The sequence below is a fragment of the Priestia sp. USM5 genome, from assembly GCF_058323215.1.
This window is the reverse complement of sequence record NZ_JBSGKN010000001.1, coordinates 4,194,098-4,214,405: the sequence shown is the minus strand read 5'-3', so window position 1 is coordinate 4,214,405 and position 20,308 is coordinate 4,194,098. Positions and strand designations below refer to the sequence as shown.

At 37.6% G+C, this 20,308-nt stretch carries 17 protein-coding genes, 1 pseudogene and 2 riboswitches; of the genes and pseudogenes, 15 read left to right on the top strand and 3 right to left on the bottom strand.

All coding sequences use genetic code 11. From position 1 onward, the window contains the following. The first annotated feature begins 76 nt into the window (after window positions 1-76). Window positions 77-532 carry a VanZ family protein gene (locus ACWATA_RS22135; protein ID WP_223269067.1) on the top strand — a complete coding sequence of 152 codons (456 nt, stop codon included), beginning with the start codon at window positions 77-79 and terminating at the stop codon, window positions 530-532. A gap of 167 nt (window positions 533-699) precedes the next feature. On the opposite strand, the gene thiC is transcribed toward ACWATA_RS22135, so the two are convergent. Then, on the bottom strand, window positions 700-2,469 hold the full coding sequence (thiC, locus tag ACWATA_RS22130) for a phosphomethylpyrimidine synthase ThiC (RefSeq protein ID WP_325076364.1): 1,770 nt from the start codon (window positions 2,467-2,469) through the stop codon (window positions 700-702). 114 nt (window positions 2,470-2,583) lie between these two features. Beyond that, window positions 2,584-2,698, bottom strand: a riboswitch (TPP riboswitch). 81 nt (window positions 2,699-2,779) lie between these two features. Next, the gene (locus tag ACWATA_RS22125) at window positions 2,780-3,070 is read right to left on the bottom strand and encodes a hypothetical protein (protein ID WP_014461804.1); all 291 of its coding nucleotides are present in this window, start codon (window positions 3,068-3,070) and stop codon (window positions 2,780-2,782) included. A gap of 458 nt (window positions 3,071-3,528) precedes the next feature. Between ACWATA_RS22125 and ACWATA_RS22120 the strand changes: the two genes are divergently transcribed. The 6 genes from ACWATA_RS22120 to ACWATA_RS22095 all read left to right on the top strand — a co-directional run bounded on the left by ACWATA_RS22120 (window position 3,529) and on the right by ACWATA_RS22095 (window position 9,231). Beyond that, window positions 3,529-4,353, top strand: a complete 825-nt coding sequence (locus ACWATA_RS22120; protein ID WP_028412683.1) for an undecaprenyl-diphosphate phosphatase — start codon at window positions 3,529-3,531, stop codon at window positions 4,351-4,353. Between the two features lie 273 nt (window positions 4,354-4,626). Continuing rightward, window positions 4,627-4,766: riboswitch (cyclic di-AMP (ydaO/yuaA leader) on the top strand. Window positions 4,767-4,872: 106 nt separating this feature from the next. Then, entirely contained in the window at window positions 4,873-6,132 is a 1,260-nt protein-coding gene (gltT, locus tag ACWATA_RS22115) for a glutamate/proton symporter GltT (protein WP_028412682.1), read from the top strand. Between the two features lie 213 nt (window positions 6,133-6,345). After that, on the top strand, window positions 6,346-7,377 hold the full coding sequence (ytvI, locus tag ACWATA_RS22110; RefSeq protein ID WP_013055188.1) for a sporulation integral membrane protein YtvI: 1,032 nt from the start codon (window positions 6,346-6,348) through the stop codon (window positions 7,375-7,377). 161 nt (window positions 7,378-7,538) lie between these two features. Then, window positions 7,539-8,144, top strand: coding sequence for a DedA family protein (locus tag ACWATA_RS22105; RefSeq protein WP_013055189.1), 606 nt, complete (start codon window positions 7,539-7,541; stop codon window positions 8,142-8,144). 24 nt (window positions 8,145-8,168) lie between these two features. After that, window positions 8,169-8,960, top strand: a complete 792-nt coding sequence (locus ACWATA_RS22100) for an EcsC family protein (protein WP_155008806.1) — start codon at window positions 8,169-8,171, stop codon at window positions 8,958-8,960. A 136-nt stretch (window positions 8,961-9,096) separates the two neighbouring features. Continuing rightward, complete coding sequence (locus tag ACWATA_RS22095) at window positions 9,097-9,231, top strand: hypothetical protein (protein WP_255256646.1); 135 nt, start codon at window positions 9,097-9,099, stop codon at window positions 9,229-9,231. Between the two features lie 129 nt (window positions 9,232-9,360). On the opposite strand, the pseudogene ACWATA_RS22090 reads toward ACWATA_RS22095, so the two are convergent. After that, window positions 9,361-10,674, bottom strand: a pseudogene (locus tag ACWATA_RS22090) (APC family permease). A gap of 321 nt (window positions 10,675-10,995) precedes the next feature. Between ACWATA_RS22090 and ACWATA_RS22085 the strand changes: the two are divergent. The 8 genes from ACWATA_RS22085 (at window position 10,996) to ACWATA_RS22050 (ending at window position 20,249) form a co-directional block, all read left to right on the top strand. Further along, window positions 10,996-11,541: a hypothetical protein gene (locus ACWATA_RS22085; RefSeq protein ID WP_223546639.1), complete on the top strand. Its 546-nt coding sequence runs from the start codon at window positions 10,996-10,998 to the stop codon at window positions 11,539-11,541. A gap of 19 nt (window positions 11,542-11,560) precedes the next feature. Further along, entirely contained in the window at window positions 11,561-13,786 is a 2,226-nt protein-coding gene (locus tag ACWATA_RS22080; RefSeq protein WP_473050178.1) for an alpha-galactosidase, read from the top strand. 413 nt (window positions 13,787-14,199) lie between these two features. Continuing rightward, window positions 14,200-15,195: a biotin synthase BioB gene (gene bioB, locus ACWATA_RS22075; protein WP_165636558.1), complete on the top strand. Its 996-nt coding sequence runs from the start codon at window positions 14,200-14,202 to the stop codon at window positions 15,193-15,195. 244 nt (window positions 15,196-15,439) lie between these two features. Beyond that, window positions 15,440-16,018 (top strand): glycerol-3-phosphate responsive antiterminator, encoded by a 579-nt coding sequence (locus ACWATA_RS22070; RefSeq protein WP_028412676.1) that lies wholly within the window; start codon window positions 15,440-15,442, stop codon window positions 16,016-16,018. Between the two features lie 20 nt (window positions 16,019-16,038). After that, window positions 16,039-17,154 carry an ABC transporter ATP-binding protein gene (locus ACWATA_RS22065; protein ID WP_028412675.1) on the top strand — a complete coding sequence of 372 codons (1,116 nt, stop codon included), beginning with the start codon at window positions 16,039-16,041 and terminating at the stop codon, window positions 17,152-17,154. Continuing rightward, window positions 17,151-18,086: a carbohydrate ABC transporter permease gene (locus tag ACWATA_RS22060; protein ID WP_028412674.1), complete on the top strand. Its 936-nt coding sequence runs from the start codon at window positions 17,151-17,153 to the stop codon at window positions 18,084-18,086. The genes ACWATA_RS22065 and ACWATA_RS22060 overlap by 4 nt, the downstream gene beginning before the upstream one ends. Then, window positions 18,083-18,895: a carbohydrate ABC transporter permease gene (locus tag ACWATA_RS22055; RefSeq protein WP_165636560.1), complete on the top strand. Its 813-nt coding sequence runs from the start codon at window positions 18,083-18,085 to the stop codon at window positions 18,893-18,895. Before ACWATA_RS22060 ends, ACWATA_RS22055 begins: the two co-directional genes overlap by 4 nt. A 13-nt stretch (window positions 18,896-18,908) precedes the next feature. Beyond that, entirely contained in the window at window positions 18,909-20,249 is a 1,341-nt protein-coding gene (locus ACWATA_RS22050; RefSeq protein WP_028412672.1) for an ABC transporter substrate-binding protein, read from the top strand. Window positions 20,250-20,308: the final 59 nt, after the last annotated feature.

Here is a 20,308-nt window from a genome sequence, read left to right as displayed (position 1 = left end):
CTACGAATGAAAGCAGTGGACATATACATATAGATAATAATAAATGGTTTGGGGAGTCAAAGAAGGTGATGTTGAAGTGAATGTAAGCATCAGGTCAATCGTTAAAAAAGTCATGTTCATTCTATTTATTGCGTATACGGCAGTGGTCATTTATGCTACTCTCATACGCGAAAACGAACATGTTTACGGAAAAGCAATGAACTTGGATTTATTTAGTACAATCCGTCTGATGTGGGACAGCGGTAATATAATGCTCACTCTGACAAATATACTGGGAAATATCGTGATGTTTGCGCCGCTTGGAATGTTTATTCCGTTGTTTATGAAGTGGTTTGACGGTTTTATTCAAGTCTTTACGACTGGTTTCTTAATCAGTTTTCTGATTGAAATTTTACAGTACAAGCTAACGGAACGAGTATTTGATATTGATGATATCTTTTTGAATACGCTAGGTACATTTATAGGCTGGGTTATTATTAAAATACTATATTGGATCAAGAACATGCTGAAAGCACGTTTCAAAAAAAGATGAAAGGACTTCTTTACGAAGTCCTTTTTGCATCTTGTTGATAGAAACACTTAATGCAGCGTCTTACGGAAGAATGTGAGGATTCAACGATAATGTGCTGACAATTTTGCTGAACAAATAATAACTTTTCTTCAAGCTGCTTAATTTGTTTTTTTAGCTGTTCTACTTCATTATTGATAGATATTTGAACCACTGTTAACAAACTCTTTAGCTTTTTCTTTCATTCCTTCTTTTCTTACTTCGTTTACATCTTTTTCATTTTCTTGAGTCATGTTACGAATATCTTGAGAAATACGCATCGAACAGAATTTAGGTCCACACATTGAACAGAAATGGGCTGTTTTAGCACCTTCAGCGGGAAGTGTTTCATCGTGATATTCTTTTGCGCGCTCTGGATCTAGTGACAGGTTAAATTGATCATTCCATCTAAATTCAAATCTTGCTTTAGACAGAGCATTATCGCGTTTTTGTGCTCCTGGATGGCCTTTTGCTAGGTCAGCAGCATGCGCAGCAATTTTATAGGTGATAACGCCTTCGCGAACGTCTTCTTTATTCGGGAGTCCTAAATGTTCTTTTGGCGTTACGTAGCAAAGCATAGCTGTCCCAAACCAGCCAATCATTGCAGCACCAATACCTGATGTAATATGGTCATAGCCTGGAGCGATGTCGGTTGTAAGCGGTCCAAGAGTATAGAAGGGAGCTTCCTGGCATATTTCCATTTGTTTATCTACGTTTTCTTTGATGAGATGCATTGGAACATGTCCAGGACCTTCAATCATAACTTGAACATCGTGTTTCCAAGCAATTTTAGTTAATTCACCAAGCGTTTCTAATTCACCGAACTGTGCCTCATCATTAGCATCTGCAATGGAACCAGGACGTAGCCCATCGCCAAGCGAAATAGCAATATCGTATGCTTTACAGATTTCACAGATTTCTTCAAAGCGAGTATATAAAAAGTTCTCTTCATGATGAGCTAAACACCACTGCGCCAAGATGGATCCTCCGCGTGAAACAATACCTGTCGTACGTTTCGCTGTCAGAGGAATATAACGTAAAAGAACACCTGCGTGAATAGTAAAGTAATCAACACCTTGTTCTGCTTGTTCAATTAATGTATCGCGGTATGCTTCCCACGTTAGATCTTCTGCTACGCCTTTTACTTTTTCAAGCGCTTGGTAAATAGGAACGGTCCCTACAGGAACAGGCGAGTTGCGGATAATCCATTCGCGTGTTGTGTGAATATCCTTTCCAGTTGATAGATCCATAATTGTATCGGCTCCCCAACGCGTTGCCCATGTCATTTTTTCTACTTCATCTTCAATAGCTGAACGAATAGCTGAATTTCCGATATTAGCATTAATTTTCACATGGAATTTGCGGCCGATAATCATCGGTTCGCTCTCAGGGTGATTGATATTATTAGGGATAATTGCACGTCCTCTTGCTACTTCTTCACGCACAACTTCAGGATTCATCTGTTCACGAATAGCGATAAATTCCATTTCGGGCGTGATGATTCCTTTTTTCGCATAGTGCATTTGCGTTACATTTTGATTTTTTTTCGCGCGCAAAGGTAAACGTTTAGTGATAAAGCGCTCGTACTGATCTCTTGGATCACCGTCATAATAACCGTTATCCTGTGGCTGAACCGTACGGCCTTGATATGTTTCTACATCGTTTCGTTCTGCAATCCACTTTTCGCGCAGAGCCGGTAATCCTTTTTGTAAATTAATTTCATAAGAGGGATCTGTATAAACACCGCTCGTGTCGTATACACGTACGGGACTATTTTCTTCTTCACCAAAAGACCCTGTAGTAGGAGACTGATGAATTTCACGCATAGGTACTTTAAGGTCTTGTCTGGATCCTTGGACATATACTTTGTGACTGTTTGGAAAAGGCTTTTTCATAGAAACTGATACATTTTGTTTTGACATTACATATTCCTCCGGTTTCGCATAAAGTGTAGCTATACCGAACCATAAAAAAAATCGGGTTCTGTGATAGACAGAACCCGATGGAATAGGCAAAAAAAGAATAAAACTATACTATTCTTTTCAAGACTACTTCCCTCCGCTGGTATAACCCAAATCAGGTTCAAAGGGTTAAAGAGTTTTATTGCACTCTTCTCTCAGTCTGAGCTATCAGACACCCCTAGTAGAAATAACATTCAAATTATTCAATTTACGGCTTAAGTTTACCATCATTCGGTAAAAAATCAACCCTTAAATAAAAAAAGCTAGACAATTAGCGTTGTCTAGCAGCATCGATTGCAATCACAATAGCTGTAATAATATGCATGATAAATCCCAAAAATGGAATCCAAGCAACCAGTGAGGTAACAAGTCCTAGTATGTTTCCATAAGCAGATAACCCTCGTCTATTAGCTAAAATGAGTGTGATAGCATGAAGAATAAATCCAATAAAAAGAGGAGTATAGCTAAAGCCCATAACAATCCCCGCGCCAATTAAAGGAATTCCCAGCAAGGCTTCATACCCAGCAGTGACCCATTTCATTGTACGTACATTTCCATTCATAGTAAAAAGCCTCCTAAAAAAGATACTACTATATACGAGAAAAGAGAGAAAAAAGTTTCAAATTACTTAGGGGATATGTCGTATAAGTCAGCCCTATTGGAATAAAATGATAGATGACAGTAAAGGGGGATGGAAAAAACATAATAATTTAGTCATTTTTTCACACTAAAGAAAAATAGTCTAGATGATTCATTTTTAGCTAAGGGACCAGAATTTATACTGAACATAGTGACTGCTTTTTAAAATAAATAAAAGCTGATATCGTGTTTTTTGGTTGTAGCATGTAAGCTTTTTATTACAAATTATTAAAGATTCTTATCTTTTTGCAAATACACATTGTATTTCATAGTTTTAACAATTATGATAAAAAAGCAAGTGTCAAAATAGGAAAATAGTTGAGCATGTAAAACGAAGCGATAAGCTTATTAATTTGAAAGAAAGGCAAGGTACATAGCTTTATGTGGGAAATTATTGTAGCAATCATTTTAGGGATTGTAGAAGGTTTAACAGAGTTTGCTCCCGTTTCGTCAACTGGGCATATGATTATTGTGGATGACCTGTGGTTAAATTCAAAAGAATTATTTTCATCTCCAGTAGCTAATACATTTAAGATTGTTATTCAGCTAGGCTCGATCTTAGCAGTAGTTGTTATTTTTAAAGATCGTTTTATTAATTTATTAGGATTGGGAAAAAAACCAGCTGCTGCAATTGGACCGACAAATCGCTTAAATTTAATGCAAGTAATTGTTGGTTTGTTACCCGCAGGAGTGTTAGGACTTTTGTTTGATGATTACATTGATGAACATTTGTTTTCTTTAAATACGGTGCTAATTGGCTTAGTGGTCGGAGCTGTATTAATGATTCTAGCAGATTTGTTTGGACCTAAACGTCCGCGTGTAGAGACGGTGGACCAAATGTCTTATGGACAAGCACTAGGTATAGGACTGTTTCAATGTATTGCTCTTTGGCCAGGTTTTTCTCGTTCAGGCTCAACGATTTCAGGAGGGGTTCTTCTTGGAATGAGCCATAAGGCAGCCGCAGATTTTACATTTATTATGGCAGTGCCAATTATGGCAGGAGCAAGTGGACTTTCATTGGTTAAAAACTGGCAGTATTTCACATCAGATGCACTACCGTTTTTTATTGCTGGTTTTATCAGCGCCTTTATTTTTGCGCTTATATCGATTCGCTTTTTCTTAAAATTAATCAACCGCATTAAATTAGTTCCGTTTGCCATTTATCGAATTGTCTTAGCGGCTATTCTATATTTTGTATTTTTATAAAATAAATAAGCGTATTTTATAGCCATTTAAACTTCTGATAAAGACTTAAAAAGCAAGAAAAAGCTATTGCAACATTGCAATAGCTTTTTTGCATAAATATATATTATTGTCTTTTGAAAGCGTTTTATAAACATGGGTATTGACAAAACGTGTCGAAAAATAGTAAATTAATATTTGTGCAGTATAAAGTTAAGTAAAAGTAAGACTTCTGTTTAGTTTTATTGACTGTAAAAAACGTATGACAACGTATAGATCGTTTTAATTTTATAAAAATTGAATAATAAGCTTAATCGTATAGAGCGGGGGAATCATTATCGGCAGTAAAGCTGCCTTGGGGTGAATCCTTACAAAAGGTAGGAAACTCTCAATTCCGAATCCGACAGTTAACCTCGTTTGCTTTATTGAGAGAAAGAGCCCAAAATAGCGTAAGTAAAAGGCTGTTCTTTCTTAAGAATAGTCTTTTTTTGTTTTTTCAGAAAAGTATATACAAATGTCATACATCTTTGGGGAGGTACATCTATGAAAAAAATTCGTTTTGGTTTGGCTACGCAGATTTTTACCGGTTTAATCCTCGGTGTTCTTGTAGGAGTAATTTGGTTTAACGATCCGCGTGTAGTAACATACCTGCAGCCGCTGGGAGACTTGTTCTTAAGATTGATTAAGATGATTGTTATTCCAATTGTTATCTCAAGTTTAGTCGTTGGAGTTGCAGGAGCAGGTAGCGGTAAACAGGTCGGAAAGCTTGGCGTTAAAACCATTCTCTATTTTGAAATTATTACAACTTTCGCAATTGTAATCGGTGTATTGATTGCTAATATTTTTCACCCTGGACAAGGTGTAGACATTCATTCAGCACAGAAGAGTGATATTTCACAATACGTTGAAACATCCGAACAGCAAGAAGGAAAGTCAGTGGCTGAAACGTTCTTACACATTGTTCCGACAAACTTTTTCCAGTCAATTGTTGAAGGGGACATGCTAGCAATTATCTTCTTTACAGTATTGTTCGCACTTGGAGTAGCGGCAATTGGAGAAAGAGGAAAGCCTGTTGTTCAATTCTTTGACGGCGTTTCTCACGCAATGTTTCACGTGGTAAACCTAGTAATGAAAGTGGCTCCGATTGGAGTATTTGCTTTAATTGGTGTAACAGTTTCGAAATTCGGTTTAGAGTCACTCCTTTCATTAGGAAAGCTTGTTATCTTAGTTTACTTAGCGTTAATTTTCTTCCTACTTGTTGTATTAGGAGGAATTGCGAAATGGGCAGGAATTAACATTTTCCACTTATTCCGCTATATGAAAGATGAACTGTTGTTAGCATACAGTACATCTAGTTCTGAGACAGTTCTTCCGCGAATTATGGAAAAACTTGAAAAGATGGGCTGTCCAAAAGCTATCGTATCGTTCGTTGTACCAATTGGTTATACATTTAACCTAGATGGTTCTGTTCTCTATCAAGCGATTGCAGCGTTATTCTTAGCGCAGGTGTATGGTATTGATTTAACGATCGTTCAACAGCTGACGCTCATTCTGGTATTGATGGTTACATCTAAAGGAATGGCTGCGGTGCCAGGAACATCATTTGTTGTATTACTGGCTACTCTTGGAACAATCGGCGTTCCGGCAGAAGGATTAGCCTTCATTGCGGGAGTAGACAGAATCATGGATATGGCACGTACGGTTGTTAACTTAGTAGGAAACACACTAGCAGCAATTGTGATGTCTAAATCTGAAGGCAAATTTGACCCTAAAAAAGGTACAGAGGTCATGAGAGCCGGCTAATTTATAAATTAAAAAGCTACTTATTCTATTCAAAAAATTAGAATAAGTAGCTTTTTTCATAATAATTCCTTTATTATTATGGAAATTGACCCTATAATATGTAACATCAGGTATAAATATATCCAAATTTTATTCTTACATAAAAGCAGTCACTGGTTCCTTTCTTTATCAATAAATATAGAGATAGCTTAGCTAGTTGGGGGATAGTAGAGTATGTGGAAAAAGCGAATATGGGTCATCGCCTCGATAGTAATCGTATGTTTGTTAATCCCTTACAGTTTACCGATTGTGTTTGCTTTATTAACAGCATTAGCGCTTGAGGGTATTGTTCAAAAATTGCATCAATCTTTTAAAATGAAGAGAGTCTACGCAGTGCTTATGACCTTCATTTTATATGTTGTTTCGCTCATACTTATTGGATTTTTTATTGTTCGGACAATCGTTACGCAAGTGGTTGCTCTTTCAAAGATAGCGCCTTCATTTGTAAAAGAAATCTATGAAACCGCGATTTATCCAACTATTATCAAGTGGAAATACTATTCAAACGCTCTTCCTACAGAAGTGATTTCTTCTATCGAGCGCACGCTTGAAAAAACCGTAAATTCATTAGATTCTCTATTAAAAAGTACCGTGGAAATCATCATTAGCTTTGCTGCTACTGTTCCTGGGTTTCTACTAGAGTTTCTTATTTATTTAGTAGCGCTTGTATTTATCAGCCTTGAGCTGCCTGCTATTAAAAATAAAATTAAGTCATTTTTAACAGAAGAAACGAAATATAAGCTACAAGTTGTCATCACTCAGCTTATCCAAGCGGGGGTTGGTTTTATTAAGGCACAAATTATTTTAAGTGTCATGACGTTTGTAATGGCTTATGTAGGGCTTTGGCTATTAGATGTTCCGTATACCGCGCTGCTTAGTTTATTAATTGTAATTGTCGATATCTTACCAATCCTTGGGACAGGCTCGGTGCTCGTTCCATGGGGGATTTTTGCTCTTACGCAAGGACATGACTCATTAGCAATCGGCTTATTTATTCTATTTGGAGTCATTACGGTAGTAAGACGTGTAGTAGAACCAAAAGTATTTTCTACAAATATGGGTATTTCACCTTTGGCTGCATTAGTTAGTTTGTACATTGGATTTAAACTTTTAGGTTTTGTCGGGTTGTTTTTAGGACCGGCTTTAGTTATTTTATACGATGCTCTTCGTAAAGTAGGTATTATTCAAATTAACTTTAAACTATAAAAGCGCTGGATAAAACTAGCGCTTTTTTTTTATTGAAACTTTTGTAGTACGTCATACGTAAAGAGGGAAAGGAAAAAACTATGTCGCGTTGGTTTTTATCTATCAATCGGCTAAATTATAGTTTTGCAGTCTTAGATTTAATGACATGAGGAGGAGAATTTTTGTTAGAGTCGGTTTTACTTTCTTTAATTGAAGCGCTAAAACAGCTCTCTTATTTTGGCGTAATTTTAGCATTAACGTTTGAGTTTGTCCCCGCAGAGCTTGTTTTACCTTTAGTAGGGTATTGGGTGTACCAAGGTGATATGAACTTGTATCTGGCTATCCTTGCAGGTACAGTAGGCGGTGTGTGTGGACCGTTGACTCTTTATGCACTGGGACGTTACGGTGGACGACCGCTAGTTTTAAAATATGGAAAATATTTTTTGGTGAAAGAAAAAGAAATTGACGCTGCCGATCGCTTTTTTAATAAGTACGGCAGCGGGGTCGCTTTTTTTGGACGGTTTATTCCAGGAGTGCGTACGGCTATCTCTTTTCCATGCGGGATGGCAAAAATGAATGTATGGCTGTTTTCTATTTACACATTTGTTGCGATGCTTCCAGTAACGGCTATTTACGTATATTTAGGATATAAGTTAGGACCTAAGTGGAAAGAGGTGGGTCCGATTGTATCTCAATACATGCAGCCTATTGGAATCGGAATTGTTGTTTTAATTGCGTTGTTTTTCATCATTAAATATGTGCGGAATAAACAAGTAGGACAGAGCTGATAAATCGAGGAAAAGAGTGAGGATATGTCAGAGCATGAACAATTGAGAATAGAATTGCGAAAAATTGAAAAGTGGGAGAAAGACCAAAAAGGACTTTTTTTCTGGGAGCGGCTGGCTCGCTTGCCTTTTTCAGCTTTAGATAAAGTAACGCCAAAGTTCATTCATCAAAAAATAGAAAAATTATTAGATGAAATTGCTAAGTATGTTGATAATGGAGGCCAGTATTTAGCTAATACGTCTGCCACGCTAGAGAAAGCATCAGCCCAATTACAAGAAAATAAGCAGCTGTCAATAGAGGATGTTCAGCATTTATCTCTGCAGGAAATGGATGAGTTGGCGGAGTATTTTATTGAAGTCCGAAAAAAGAATGCGCAGCTGCAAGGAGCTACAACCGGAGTAGGTGGAATTTTCACACTGGCGATTGATATTCCTTTTGTATTGGGACTTACGCTTAAGACACTGCAAGAAGTGGCTGTTTCTTATGGTTACGATCCCACTGAGCAAGAGGAACGCATTTTTATGGTCAAATGCATGCAGTTTTCATCCTCTGATATTGTAGGAAAGCGTGCGATTTTAGAAGAATTAGCAAGCGGCAATCGAACGCGGAGCTTGCAGCAGCTCCAAGGTTGGAGAGAAGTGTTTCTAACCTATAGAGACAACTTGGGATGGAAAAAGCTATTTCAAATGATTCCTATAGCAGGGATGGTGTTTGGGGCGTATATTAACAAACAAGCGATTAGCGATATAGGAGAAGTTGGAATGATGCTTTACCGTAAAAGACGCATTTTAGAAAAAGTCTCACAATCTAAAAAATAAAAATAGGCTGGTATGAAAGTATTTTAGTTGAAGAAAAATCCGAACGAGTTTGATTCTTAGTTGAGAATCAAATACGTTCGGATTTTTTTATTGATATAGTAAATGTAGCTTTCATGTATTTAGTTGCCTCTAGGTGTTGATTGGAGGGCAAGGCGAAGACTCCTGCGGAAAAAGCGGAACAGATGAGACCCCGCAGGAGCGCAAGCGACGAGGAGGCTCAACGGCCGCCCGCGGAAAGCGAAGCCTTGCACGGAAATCAACAGCGGTGTAACGAGCGATTCATATTAGATCGTTTACCTTTTTGTTCGTGTGTAGATGGGATTGATTTGTTTATGTCTTAATTACTTTTTTTCGACATTATTTCTGGGGAAATATGTCGAGGTGTGTTAAGCCTATTTCCTTAATCAAAATGAAAAGTAGGAATGGTAATAGTATTTTTTCGTCTGGCAATCAGTAAATAAATAATTCCAATTATATTCCATACAATACCGATAAATAAGGATGTTTTTTCTAAGTTAAGCCACATAAAAAATAAAAATAAACTGCCGAGTAAAGGCATAAGTACATATGAAATATATCCACTGAGAGATCGTTTGTTTTGTTGAATAAAATAATGGATAAAAACCGCTATGTTAACTGAACTGAACGCAATTAAAGCACCAAAATTAATTAAAGAGGTAGCTTTTTCAAGAGACAGACTTAGTGAAATTAAAGAGAGACCACCAATAATGACTACGTTCCAAACAGGCGTCTTTGTTTTAGGGTGAATATAGCCAAAAATTCTCCGTGGCAGATAACCATCTTTCCCAATTGCGTAGAGAAGTCTTGATGCACTCATATGTGAGACAAGTCCAGAAGCAATAGTTGATGTTAAGGCTGCTGCTACAAAAATAGATTGAAACAGCTGGCCGCCAATTTTATAAGCGATTTCAGCCGATGCACCTTCTAAATCATGAAACAAAGAGGCTGAAGGGAAAAGAAGCTGAGCAAAGTAAGAAACCGTAATAAATAAGGCGCCTCCCGTACATGCAATAATGAGAATCCCTTTGGGAATGGTTTTCTCAGGCTTAAGTGTTTCTTCAGCCATGGTGGTTACAGCATCAAACCCTAAAAAAGAAAAGCATAAAATAGCTGCTCCGTTTAATAAAAGAGATATAGAAGCCGATTCACTTATAAACGGTTTAAATGATAGCTCTTGCCCTTGAGTTGTAGCACTTAAAATAATAAAGATGATAGCTACTAAAATTTGAAAAGCAACTAATAGCGTACCAAAAGAAACGGTTAAATGAACGCTAAAAATATTCATTATGGTCATGATGACCACAAAGCTGATAATCCATACGGCTTTTGGAACACCTGGAAACAGAGAGCTTAGGTAAATATTTGTCAAAAGTGCATTAATCATCGGTAGAAATAGATAATCAAGAAGAGCCGTCTATCCTACCAAAAAACCAATGCTTGGATTCATTACTTGCTGTGCGTATGTATAAGAAGAACCAGCTCCAGGAAAAGCTTTTACCATTTTTCCATAACTAATGGCTGTGAATAAAATAGCAATCAACGTGAATGCATAAGCACCTGAAACATGGCCATCTGTGGATTCAGTTACAATGCCAAATGTATCGAAAACGGCCATGGGTGCCATGTAGCCTAATCCTATCACGACGATATGCCATAATTTTAGTTGTTTAAGAAGAGAAGGTCCATGATTCATATTTGTCATCCTTTCTGTGTATAATCATTCTGCAATATTTATTATTATACTATATTGTTAGATTTGTCATCTTTTTTTGAAAAAGAAGAGAAAATTGCGCGCTAAGAGATAAAGAGCGTTTAGTTAATTACTAGATAAAGCAAAAAAATGCTTTTTTTCACTTTGATTTTTACCATTGAGTCTAGAAAGCATTTTACATAAAATGAAAGAAAGTAAAAAAGCTTTCGATTAGTATGATCTACTTGTAATAAATACGAAAACAAACTTTTGAATGCGGTTACATTTTTGCGGGTGTATAAACTTATAATGATGATAAAGGAGATGAAGGAAGTGATTGCTACACCCTATATAAACTTGGAGATAAACAAGGGACCAGGTGTGCATGTTGTATTGGATGAAACAAAAAAAGATGGTGTTTATTTTATTAAATTAACGGTCAAGTCGATTAAAAAAAGAAGTCTTCCAAAAATGGCGTTAAAATGGAGCGTTCCGTTGTTAGATATCCAGCTATATAAATCTATACAAACTAGTCAGGGAGATGTGAGTACCTCTTCTGTTCATTGTTTTATGAATAAAAATGGCTCTAACCGCTACACTATTGCATGTTCAGACATACTTCACCCTATTCGGTGTGCCCCCAATTGGAAGGAAATGTGTCTAGATGTGGAGATGAACTTATTTAGTGAAAGCACTTGGTCTCTTCATAGCTACGAAACTGAACTGCGAGTAGATACAAGAATGATTGAAACAGAAGAGTTATTCAAAGATTTAGCGAAATGGTATGAAAGAAAAGAGATTAATCTAGCATCTGCTGTTGAGCATGCAACGGCAATAGATGAAAAAGGAAATGTCTCGTTAGATATTTGATGGTGAGGAGAGAGATAAAGTGGGGATCTTATTTAATGAACGTACAAAGGAGTTTCACCTGCAGGGCCGCGATGTAAGTTATATCTTTTCAGTGTTGAGAAACGAGCAGCTTGGTCACTTATACTATGGAAAAAAGCTTAAGCACCGTCCGTCTTTTCAGCATTTTTTACGTGTGGAAACAAGAGGAGCTAGCGCTTCGGTCTATGAAGGAGAACTAGTATTTTCTCTTGAAACAATCAAACAAGAGTATCCTTCTTATGGGACAACAGACTTCAGAGAGCCAGCCTACCAACTTCTTCAGCAAAACGGAAGCCGAGTCACCAATTTTGAATACGATAACCATAAAATTTACAAGGGCAAGAAGCCATTAAACGGCTTACCTGCTACATACGTAGAAGAAGAGAGTGAAGCCACGAGTGTAGAAGTTGAACTGATTGATAAATTGCTCAATACATCACTTATTTTAACGTATACCGTTTACGAAGACCGAAATATTATTACGCGTCACGCACGATTTGAACATAGAGGAGAAGAACCAGTCGATATTTTGCGTATCATGAGCGGCAGCATTGATTTGCCCACATCAAACTATGAAATGGTTCAGCTTTCCGGTGCTTGGATTCGAGAGAGACACGTGAAAACAAGAATGCTTCAGCCGGGTATTCAAAGTATTTCTAGTGCGAGAGGTACAAGCAGCAGTCAGCAAAACCCGTTTTTAATTTTAAAGAATCCAGATGCAACTGAACACAGTGGAGAAGCGTATGGTTTTAGTCTTGTATACAGCGGAAACTTTCTTGGACAAGTGGAAGTAGATCACTATAATGTATCAAGAATAACGATGGGTATTCATCCTTTTGATTTTCAGTGGCGACTAGAAAGTGGACAAACTTTTCAATCACCAGAACTAGTACTGGCTTATTCAAATAACGGGCTAAACGGTCTTAGCCAAGAGTATCATGAGCTTTATCGCAAGCGTCTCGCTAGAGGAAAATGGCGGGATTTAGAGCGACCGGTTTTAATTAATAACTGGGAAGCGACGTATTTTGATTTTAACGAAGAGAAAATTGTACACATTGCCAAAGAAGCACAAAAGCTGGGCGTTGAACTTTTTGTATTGGATGACGGCTGGTTTGGTAAACGTAATGATGATACAACTTCTCTTGGAGACTGGTTTGTAGATGAAAATAAGCTTCCGGGCGGTATGAAATCATTGGCTCAAAAAGTAACGGATTTAGGTATGGACTTTGGATTATGGTTTGAACCTGAAATGATTTCAAAGCAAAGCAACTTGTATGAAAAGCATCCAGATTGGTTGATTCATGTGCCAAATCGTCATCAGTCTCATGGACGAAATCAATATGTGCTTGATTTTTCACGAGAAGAAGTAGTGAATTATATTTATGAACGAATGGAAGCTATTTTAAGTGAAGCACCTATCTCGTATATAAAATGGGATATGAACCGAAATATAACGGAGATTGGATCTGTTGGGCTACCCGCGAATCGCCAGTTTGAAGTAGTACATCGCTACATTTTAGGAGTATATGATTTGTATGAGCGACTAACAAAGAAGTTTCCGGATATTTTATTTGAATCGTGTGCAAGCGGGGGCGCTAGATTTGATCCGGGAATGCTTTATTATGCTCCTCAAGCTTGGACGAGCGATAACACGGACGCGATTGAACGTCTGAAAATTCAGTACGGCACGTCTTTTGTTTATCCAATCAGTTCAATGGGAGCACACGTATCAGCCGTACCAAATCATCAAGTACGCAGAGTAACAAGTCTAGAAACAAGAGGAGACGTTGCGTATTTTGGCGCATTCGGTTATGAGTTAGATGTTACGCTGATGACAGAAGATGAAAAAGAAACGGTAAAAAAACAAATTCAGTATTATAAAAAATACCGATCTCTTATTCAAAATGGAAGATTCTATCGATTAAAAAGTCCGTTTGAACAAGATGGAAATGTGACGAGCTGGATGGTTGTTTCATCCGATCAAAAGCAGGCAATCATCGGTTATTATCAAGTATTAGCTAGATCAAATCCTTCTTATGAACGCATTGAGCTAAAAGGGCTTCATCCTGATTATGAATATACAGTGATGGAAACAGACCAAACAGCTTATGGAGATGAGCTCATGTACGCAGGAATTGCTCTAACTCATGAATATCCGGGTGTTGAAGCATACGATAAAAAATCTGGAGACTTTGTATCGGTTATTTACACACTGCAAGCGCAATAAGCAAAGAGGCTGGGACATAACGAAATAAATCCAATCGAAAGATGAACAAATGAGATACATGAGCTGGACTGCTTATGACACCGCAATTGATTTCCGTGCAAGGCTTCGCTTTTGCTCCTGCGGGGTCTCACCTGTTCCGCTTTTCCCGCAGGAGTCTTCGCCTTGCCCTCCAATCAACTGCTAGAAGGAACGAAACAAATAAAACGATATGCATCATCCAAAAAAAAACGAACCACTCATCAAAGAGGTTGATGAATGGTTCGTTTTTTACTTGGGCTCAACTACTTTTGTCCCAGCCTCTTTAAGTTAACTATTATTTATGAAGTGTTGACATAAAAGGCGTGATAATGGTAACTTTTAGTTATAATTGTTAACTTTATATTTTTTTAGTTTACTAAAGTGGAGGGGAATCGATGGAAACCACAAGTTTAAGAGATTGGAAAGCACTTGCTCAGTCTATTATTAAAGGGAAAGAAATTACATATAAAGAAGCGCTTCAACTTCTTCATGTACCGGATGAAGAAGTGTTAGAGGTCATGAATGCCGCGTACTTAATTCGTCATCATCATTATGGGAAAAAAGTAAAGCTTAATATGATTATTAATACTAAATCGGGTTTATGCCCAGAAGACTGTGGATATTGTTCGCAGTCGATTGTATCAGAAGCGCCGATTGATAAGTATGCGTGGTTAACAAAAGAGAAAATTGTAGAAGGTGCTTTTGAAGCTCAAAAAAGAAAAGCAGGTACATATTGTATCGTAGCGTCAGGCCGCCGCCCTACTGATAAAGAAGTAGCGCACGTAGTGGGAGCGGTAAAAGAAATTCGTCAAAAGACAGACTTGAAAATCTGTGCCTGTCTAGGATTTTTAACAGATGATCAAGCACACGAACTAGTCGAGGCGGGTGTTCATCGCTATAATCATAATTTAAATACTCACGCTGATAACTATGACAATATTTGTTCTACGCATGGCTATGAAGATCGAGTCGATACGGTTACTACATCTAAAAAAGCAGGTTTGTCACCTTGTTCCGGTGCAATTTTTGGAATGGGCGAGACAAATGAACAAGCCGTTGAATTAGCTTTTCAAATTAAAAAGTTAGATGCAGATTCTATTCCATGCAATTTTCTTGTTGCTGTTCCAGGAACGCCTCTAGAAGACAAAAAGGCGTTAAAGCCAATGCAATGCTTAAAGCTGTTAGCGATGATGCGTTTTGTAAATCCAACCAAAGAAATTCGAATTTCAGGAGGCAGAGAAGTTAACCTCAGATCACTTCAGCCGCTTGGTTTGTTTGCTGCAAACTCAATTTTTGTAGGCGATTATTTAACGACTCAAGGTCAAGAACCTACAGCTGACTGGGGATTAATTGAAGATTTAGGATTTGAAATCGAAGAATGTGCACTGTGAAGCCGTTGAGAAATCAACGGCTTTTTTTATCTTCAGCAGATTTACAGGAACTATACGTTTACTTTACAAAACTCAACAGCTTCTTTATATTGCCTTCACAAATAACCATTATTATAAAACATGTGAACGATAAGTGAATAGTTACTAAGGTTATGAAATTGAGAAACCACAAAAAACAATAGGTCTATATAAACATCCTATGCGTTTTTTGTGGTTTTTTTATAAATGAAAGGAAGGAATCGTTTTGAATAAGGAAGCAGATTTCTTACAACAGCTTGGACAAGATCGTTTAATTGCATCCATTAAAAGTCCGAAAAATTTAGAGCAATTTTTAGAAACAGAGATCCAGGCCGCCTTTTTATTAACGGGAAACATCAGTGTAATTAAACGCTATGTAGATTTACTCAAACAGCATAATCGAACGGTTTTCTTACACATTGAAAAAATTCCGGGAATTAGCTATGACCGGGAAGGGCTTAAATTTCTCGCTAAGTTTGTAAAGCCCACAGGTATCGTAACCACTAAAAGTTCACTCATTAATTACGCAAAACAGGAAGGGCTGGTTGCTATTCAGCGGCTGTTTTTAGTGGATACAGACGCAGTAGCACAAGGGTTAAAAACCGTTCAAGATATTAAACCGGATGCATTAGAACTAATGCCAGGATTGATTCCGGAGATGATAGAGAAAATCGTTAAAAAAACAAGTATCCCTATTATTACAGGTGGACTCATTCAAAATGAAAGCCATATCCAAGCTGCTTTAAAAGCAGGGGCTACGGCAGTTTCTACAGGAAAATCATGGCTGTGGAAAAAATATGAATGAGCGAGAAAGGAGCGTTTTTAATGAAAAAAGTAGAGTTAGTTAACGTTGGAAAGTCATACGATCAAAAAACAAATGTCATTCAAGATATTAATGTCACAATTGAACCTGGAGAATTCTTCGTATTAGTAGGTCCTTCAGGGTGCGGGAAAAGTACAATGCTGCGAATGATTGCCGGATTAGAAGAAGTCACACAGGGAGAGTTGCTAATCGGGGATGTAAAAGCAAATAAACTGCTTCCAAGTCAGCGCGATTTGTCCATGGTGTTTCAAAACTATGCTTTATATCCGCATTTGACAGTAGAACAAAATATTCTTTTTGGTCTGCATACAAAGAAGATTTCAAAGCAAGAACAGCACAAGCGCTGCAGGGAAGCAGCAGAAATGCTTGGTTTAAGTGAATATTTAAAACGAAAGCCTAGACAGCTTTCGGGAGGACAGCGTCAGCGTGTAGCACTCGCACGTGCTATAGTTACTCATTCACCTATTTGCCTGATGGATGAGCCGTTATCCAACTTGGATGCGAAGCTGCGAGCAAAGATGAGATCAGAAATTCGCCAGATTCAGCGTAAGTTAGGTATTACGATGATTTATGTCACGCATGATCAAACGGAAGCGATGACGATGGCGGATCGAATGATGATTTTAAATGGAGGTAATATTCAGCAGGTTGGGCGTCCGCTCGATATTTACAATGCACCGGCAAACACGTTCGTAGCGTCGTTTATAGGTTCGCCCCCTATGAACTTATCAAACGTTTCTATAGAAAATAACTTACTCGTTTTTGAAGATAGAAGAGCTATTTCTATGAGTGCATCATACAACAACCTTAGCGGTAAAAAGGAAGTTGTGGTTGGAGTAAGACCTGAGCACGTTCAGCTTGCGACAAACGACAACACCAGCTTTATCGTAGAGGTAGATAATGTCGAAATTCTAGGAACGGAAACACTGCTTACATTTCAAATGGGAGACAAACAGTGGATGGCTAAGTGGAACGGTCAATGGAATATAAAAGTGGGAGAGCGCGTCCCTATTTTTATCGATCCAAAACACCTGTTTTTATTTGATAGTGATACAGGTTCATGCTTGCACTATGAACCATCCACGGAAGATTTAACTGTAAAGGGGGCATTTGTATGAGTGCTGTTACCAAAACAGCAAACTCGCCTGTTTCTGTTTCATCAAATCCACAAGAAAAGAAGTCAATGCCTAACCTATTGGTAGGATTATCTTACTTGCTGCCATCATTATTGTTATTTGGTGTATTTCTTTTCTACCCAATGATTAAGACCTTATATTTAAGTCTTTTTATTACAGACACACAGGGAAATCCCTTGAAATTTGTAGGATTACAAAATTTCTTTTATCTATTTACAGATCCAAACTTTTTACAAAGTATGAAAGCCACTTTTTTATTTGTACTATACACGGTGCCTATTGGCTTAATTATTGCATTATTCCTAGCGCTAATCGCAAATGAAAAGCTAAAAGGAATTGGTTTTTTCAGAACAATGTTTTCATCTACGATGGGAATGAGCGTAGCGGCTTCTTCTGTAATTTGGATGTTTATGTATAACCCGACAATCGGTGTTATTAATAAAGTATTAAATCTTGTAGGCATTCATGATGTGCAGTGGTTATTAGATCCTAAGTATGCGCTGATTGCTGTGTCCATCTCTACGATTTGGATGAACATTGGGTTTACCTTTTTAATTTTACTTGGCGGGTTACAAAATATTGATGAAAAGCTGTATGAAAACGCGCGTATTGCTGGAGTTAGCTATTGGTATCAGCTCCGTAAAATTACGCTTCCTATGCTTTCGCCAACGCTGTTTTTTATTATCACCGTTTCGTTTATTAACGCGTTTCAAACGTTTGGACAAATTGACATTTTAACAAAAGGCGGGCCTACAGATTCCACAAATGTCATTGTTTATTCAATCTACAAAGATGCATTTGTAAACTATAATGTTGGCTCTGCAAGTGCTCAAGCTACAATTTTGTTTTTCTGTATTCTACTGGTTACGGCTCTTCAATTTAAGCTTGGAGAAAGGAAGGTACATTATCAATGAGCATCACGAGAAAATGGACAACTTATTTGTTACTCATTGCAGCTACTTTAGTATTGATGTTTCCTATTCTATACGCTTTTTCCATTAGTTTTATGAGTGGAGCGGAAGTGTTGGAAGGGAAGATTTGGCCATCATCTTTTTCATTTGAAAACTATCGGGATGCTTTTGAAAAAGTTCCGCTGCTTCATTATTTAATTAATAGTCTTGCTGTATCTATTTTTGTCATGGCCGGGCAGCTGTTAGTTTCAAGTTTGGCTGCTTTTGCATTTGTATTTATTAAATTTAAAGGAAGAGATGCTATTTTCTTTCTCTTTATTTCTACGATGATGATTCCATGGGAAGCAACGATGGTTCCTAACTTTTTAACAGCACAAAAGCTAGGCTGGATTAATAACTATTTGGGATTAACAATTCCTTTTTTCGCCTTAGCATTTGGAACATTTTTATTGCGTCAACAGTTTAAAACCATTCCGGGCGAGCTGTATGAAGCTTCTCAAGTCGCAGGGATCAGCCGCTTTCGTTTCTTTTGGAATGTTGTGCTTCCTGTTTCTAAAACAAGTCTAGTTACGCTTGGCGTATATAGCTTTTTAACAACATGGAATATGTATTTATGGCCACTGTTAGTTACAAATACAGAGGATGTTCGTACCGTTCAGATTGGTTTAAAACAAATGCAAACGCAGGAGATTTCAACTGATTGGGGAGTGGTTATGGCCGCTGTCGTAGTTGTTATTATACCGACATTATTACTATTATTCCTAGGTCAAAAACGTCTTCAAAAAGGATTAACACAAGGTGCAATTAAATAGGAGAGTGAATGTGATGAAAAAGATATTGGCTATCGTAACGGCATGCTTGCTAGTCATTCTAGGCGCTTGCTCAAACTCAACTGGTTCTTCGGAAGCGCAAGAAACTAAAAAAACAGCATCAGGTAAAACAGAAGTCGTTTTTTGGCACGCCATGAGCGGTGACCTTGAAAAATCACTCAATAAAATAGTCGATGAGTACAATAAATCTCAGGATAAAGTTGAAGTAAAGCCCGTTTTCCAAGGAACGTATGAGGAAGCACAAACAAAATTTAATACGGTAGCAGGAACTAAAGATGCACCTGCTATCATGCAAACGTTCGAAGTAGGAACGAAATTCATGATAGACAGTGGTAAGGTTCAGCCTGTTCAAAAATTTATTGATGAAGACCACTACGATACTTCACAGTGGGAGAAAAATATTTCAAGCTATTACCAAGTAGATGGAAAGCAATATTCAATGCCGTTTAACTCTTCAACACCTGTGTTAGTTTACAACAAAGATGCCTTTAAAAAAGCAGGGTTAGATCCTGAAAATCCACCAAAAACGTATGATGAATTAAAGGCAGCTGCAAAGAAACTAACAGAGAAACAAGGAAATAAAACATCACAATACGGTTTTTCAATTCTAAATTACGGATGGTTCTTTGAAGAGCTAGTTGCTTCTCAAGGCGGTTTGTATGTAGATCACGAAAACGGTCGTAAAGGGGATGCCGAGAAGGCAGTATTTAATGGAAAAGAAGGACAAAACGCATTTAATTTAATCAATGACATGTACAAAGAAGGTACCTTCTACAATGTAGGGCAAAACTGGGACGATATGCGCGCAGCATTTCAATCTAAAAAAATTGCAATGTTTTTAGATTCATCAGCAGGTATTAAAACATTAGTAGACAATGCTCCATTTGATGTGGGTGTATCAGATCTTCCTGTGCCAAAAGAAGAGGATCGCCAAGGAGTAGCTATCGGGGGAGCATCTTTATGGATGTCTAAAGGAATTAGTGATGAAACATCTAAAGCGGCGTGGGACTTCATGAAATATTTAGCAACACCAGAAGTTCAGGCAAAATGGCACGTGGAAAGTGGCTATTTTGCGGTTAATCCTAAAGCATATGATCAAGAAATCGTAAAGAAAGAATGGAAAAAATATCCTCAACTAAAAGTGACGGTTGATCAGCTTCATAAAACTAAATCAACTCCGGCAACACAAGGCGCTTTAATTTCGGTGTTTCCGGAATCACGCCAAAAGGTAGTAACAGGAATGGAAAGCCTGTACCAGGGAGTAAAGCCGAAACAAGCACTTGATCAAGCAGCAAAAGAAACGAATAGAGCATTAGAAGTAGCCAATCAAAAATAACGTATGATTACGAAGCTCGTCTTTCAAGTTATTTTGAAGACGAGCTTTTTGTTTAGTGA

Bases quoted from the DNA above. Each gene is read 5' to 3' on its own strand.
- thiC (WP_325076364.1), bottom strand. From the start codon at position 2,469: ATGTCAAAACAAAATGTATCAGTTTCTATGAAAAAGCCTTTTCCAAAC.
- ACWATA_RS22125 (WP_014461804.1), bottom strand. From the start codon at position 3,070: ATGAATGGAAATGTACGTACAATGAAATGGGTCACTGCTGGGTATGAA.
- ACWATA_RS22120 (WP_028412683.1), top strand. From the start codon at position 3,529: ATGTGGGAAATTATTGTAGCAATCATTTTAGGGATTGTAGAAGGTTTA.
- gltT (WP_028412682.1), top strand. From the start codon at position 4,873: ATGAAAAAAATTCGTTTTGGTTTGGCTACGCAGATTTTTACCGGTTTA.
- ytvI (WP_013055188.1), top strand. From the start codon at position 6,346: ATGTGGAAAAAGCGAATATGGGTCATCGCCTCGATAGTAATCGTATGT.
- ACWATA_RS22100 (WP_155008806.1), top strand. From the start codon at position 8,169: ATGTCAGAGCATGAACAATTGAGAATAGAATTGCGAAAAATTGAAAAG.
- ACWATA_RS22085 (WP_223546639.1), top strand. From the start codon at position 10,996: ATGAAGGAAGTGATTGCTACACCCTATATAAACTTGGAGATAAACAAG.
- bioB (WP_165636558.1), top strand. From the start codon at position 14,200: ATGGAAACCACAAGTTTAAGAGATTGGAAAGCACTTGCTCAGTCTATT.
- ACWATA_RS22065 (WP_028412675.1), top strand. From the start codon at position 16,039: ATGAAAAAAGTAGAGTTAGTTAACGTTGGAAAGTCATACGATCAAAAA.
- ACWATA_RS22060 (WP_028412674.1), top strand. From the start codon at position 17,151: ATGAGTGCTGTTACCAAAACAGCAAACTCGCCTGTTTCTGTTTCATCA.
- ACWATA_RS22055 (WP_165636560.1), top strand. From the start codon at position 18,083: ATGAGCATCACGAGAAAATGGACAACTTATTTGTTACTCATTGCAGCT.
- ACWATA_RS22050 (WP_028412672.1), top strand. From the start codon at position 18,909: ATGAAAAAGATATTGGCTATCGTAACGGCATGCTTGCTAGTCATTCTA.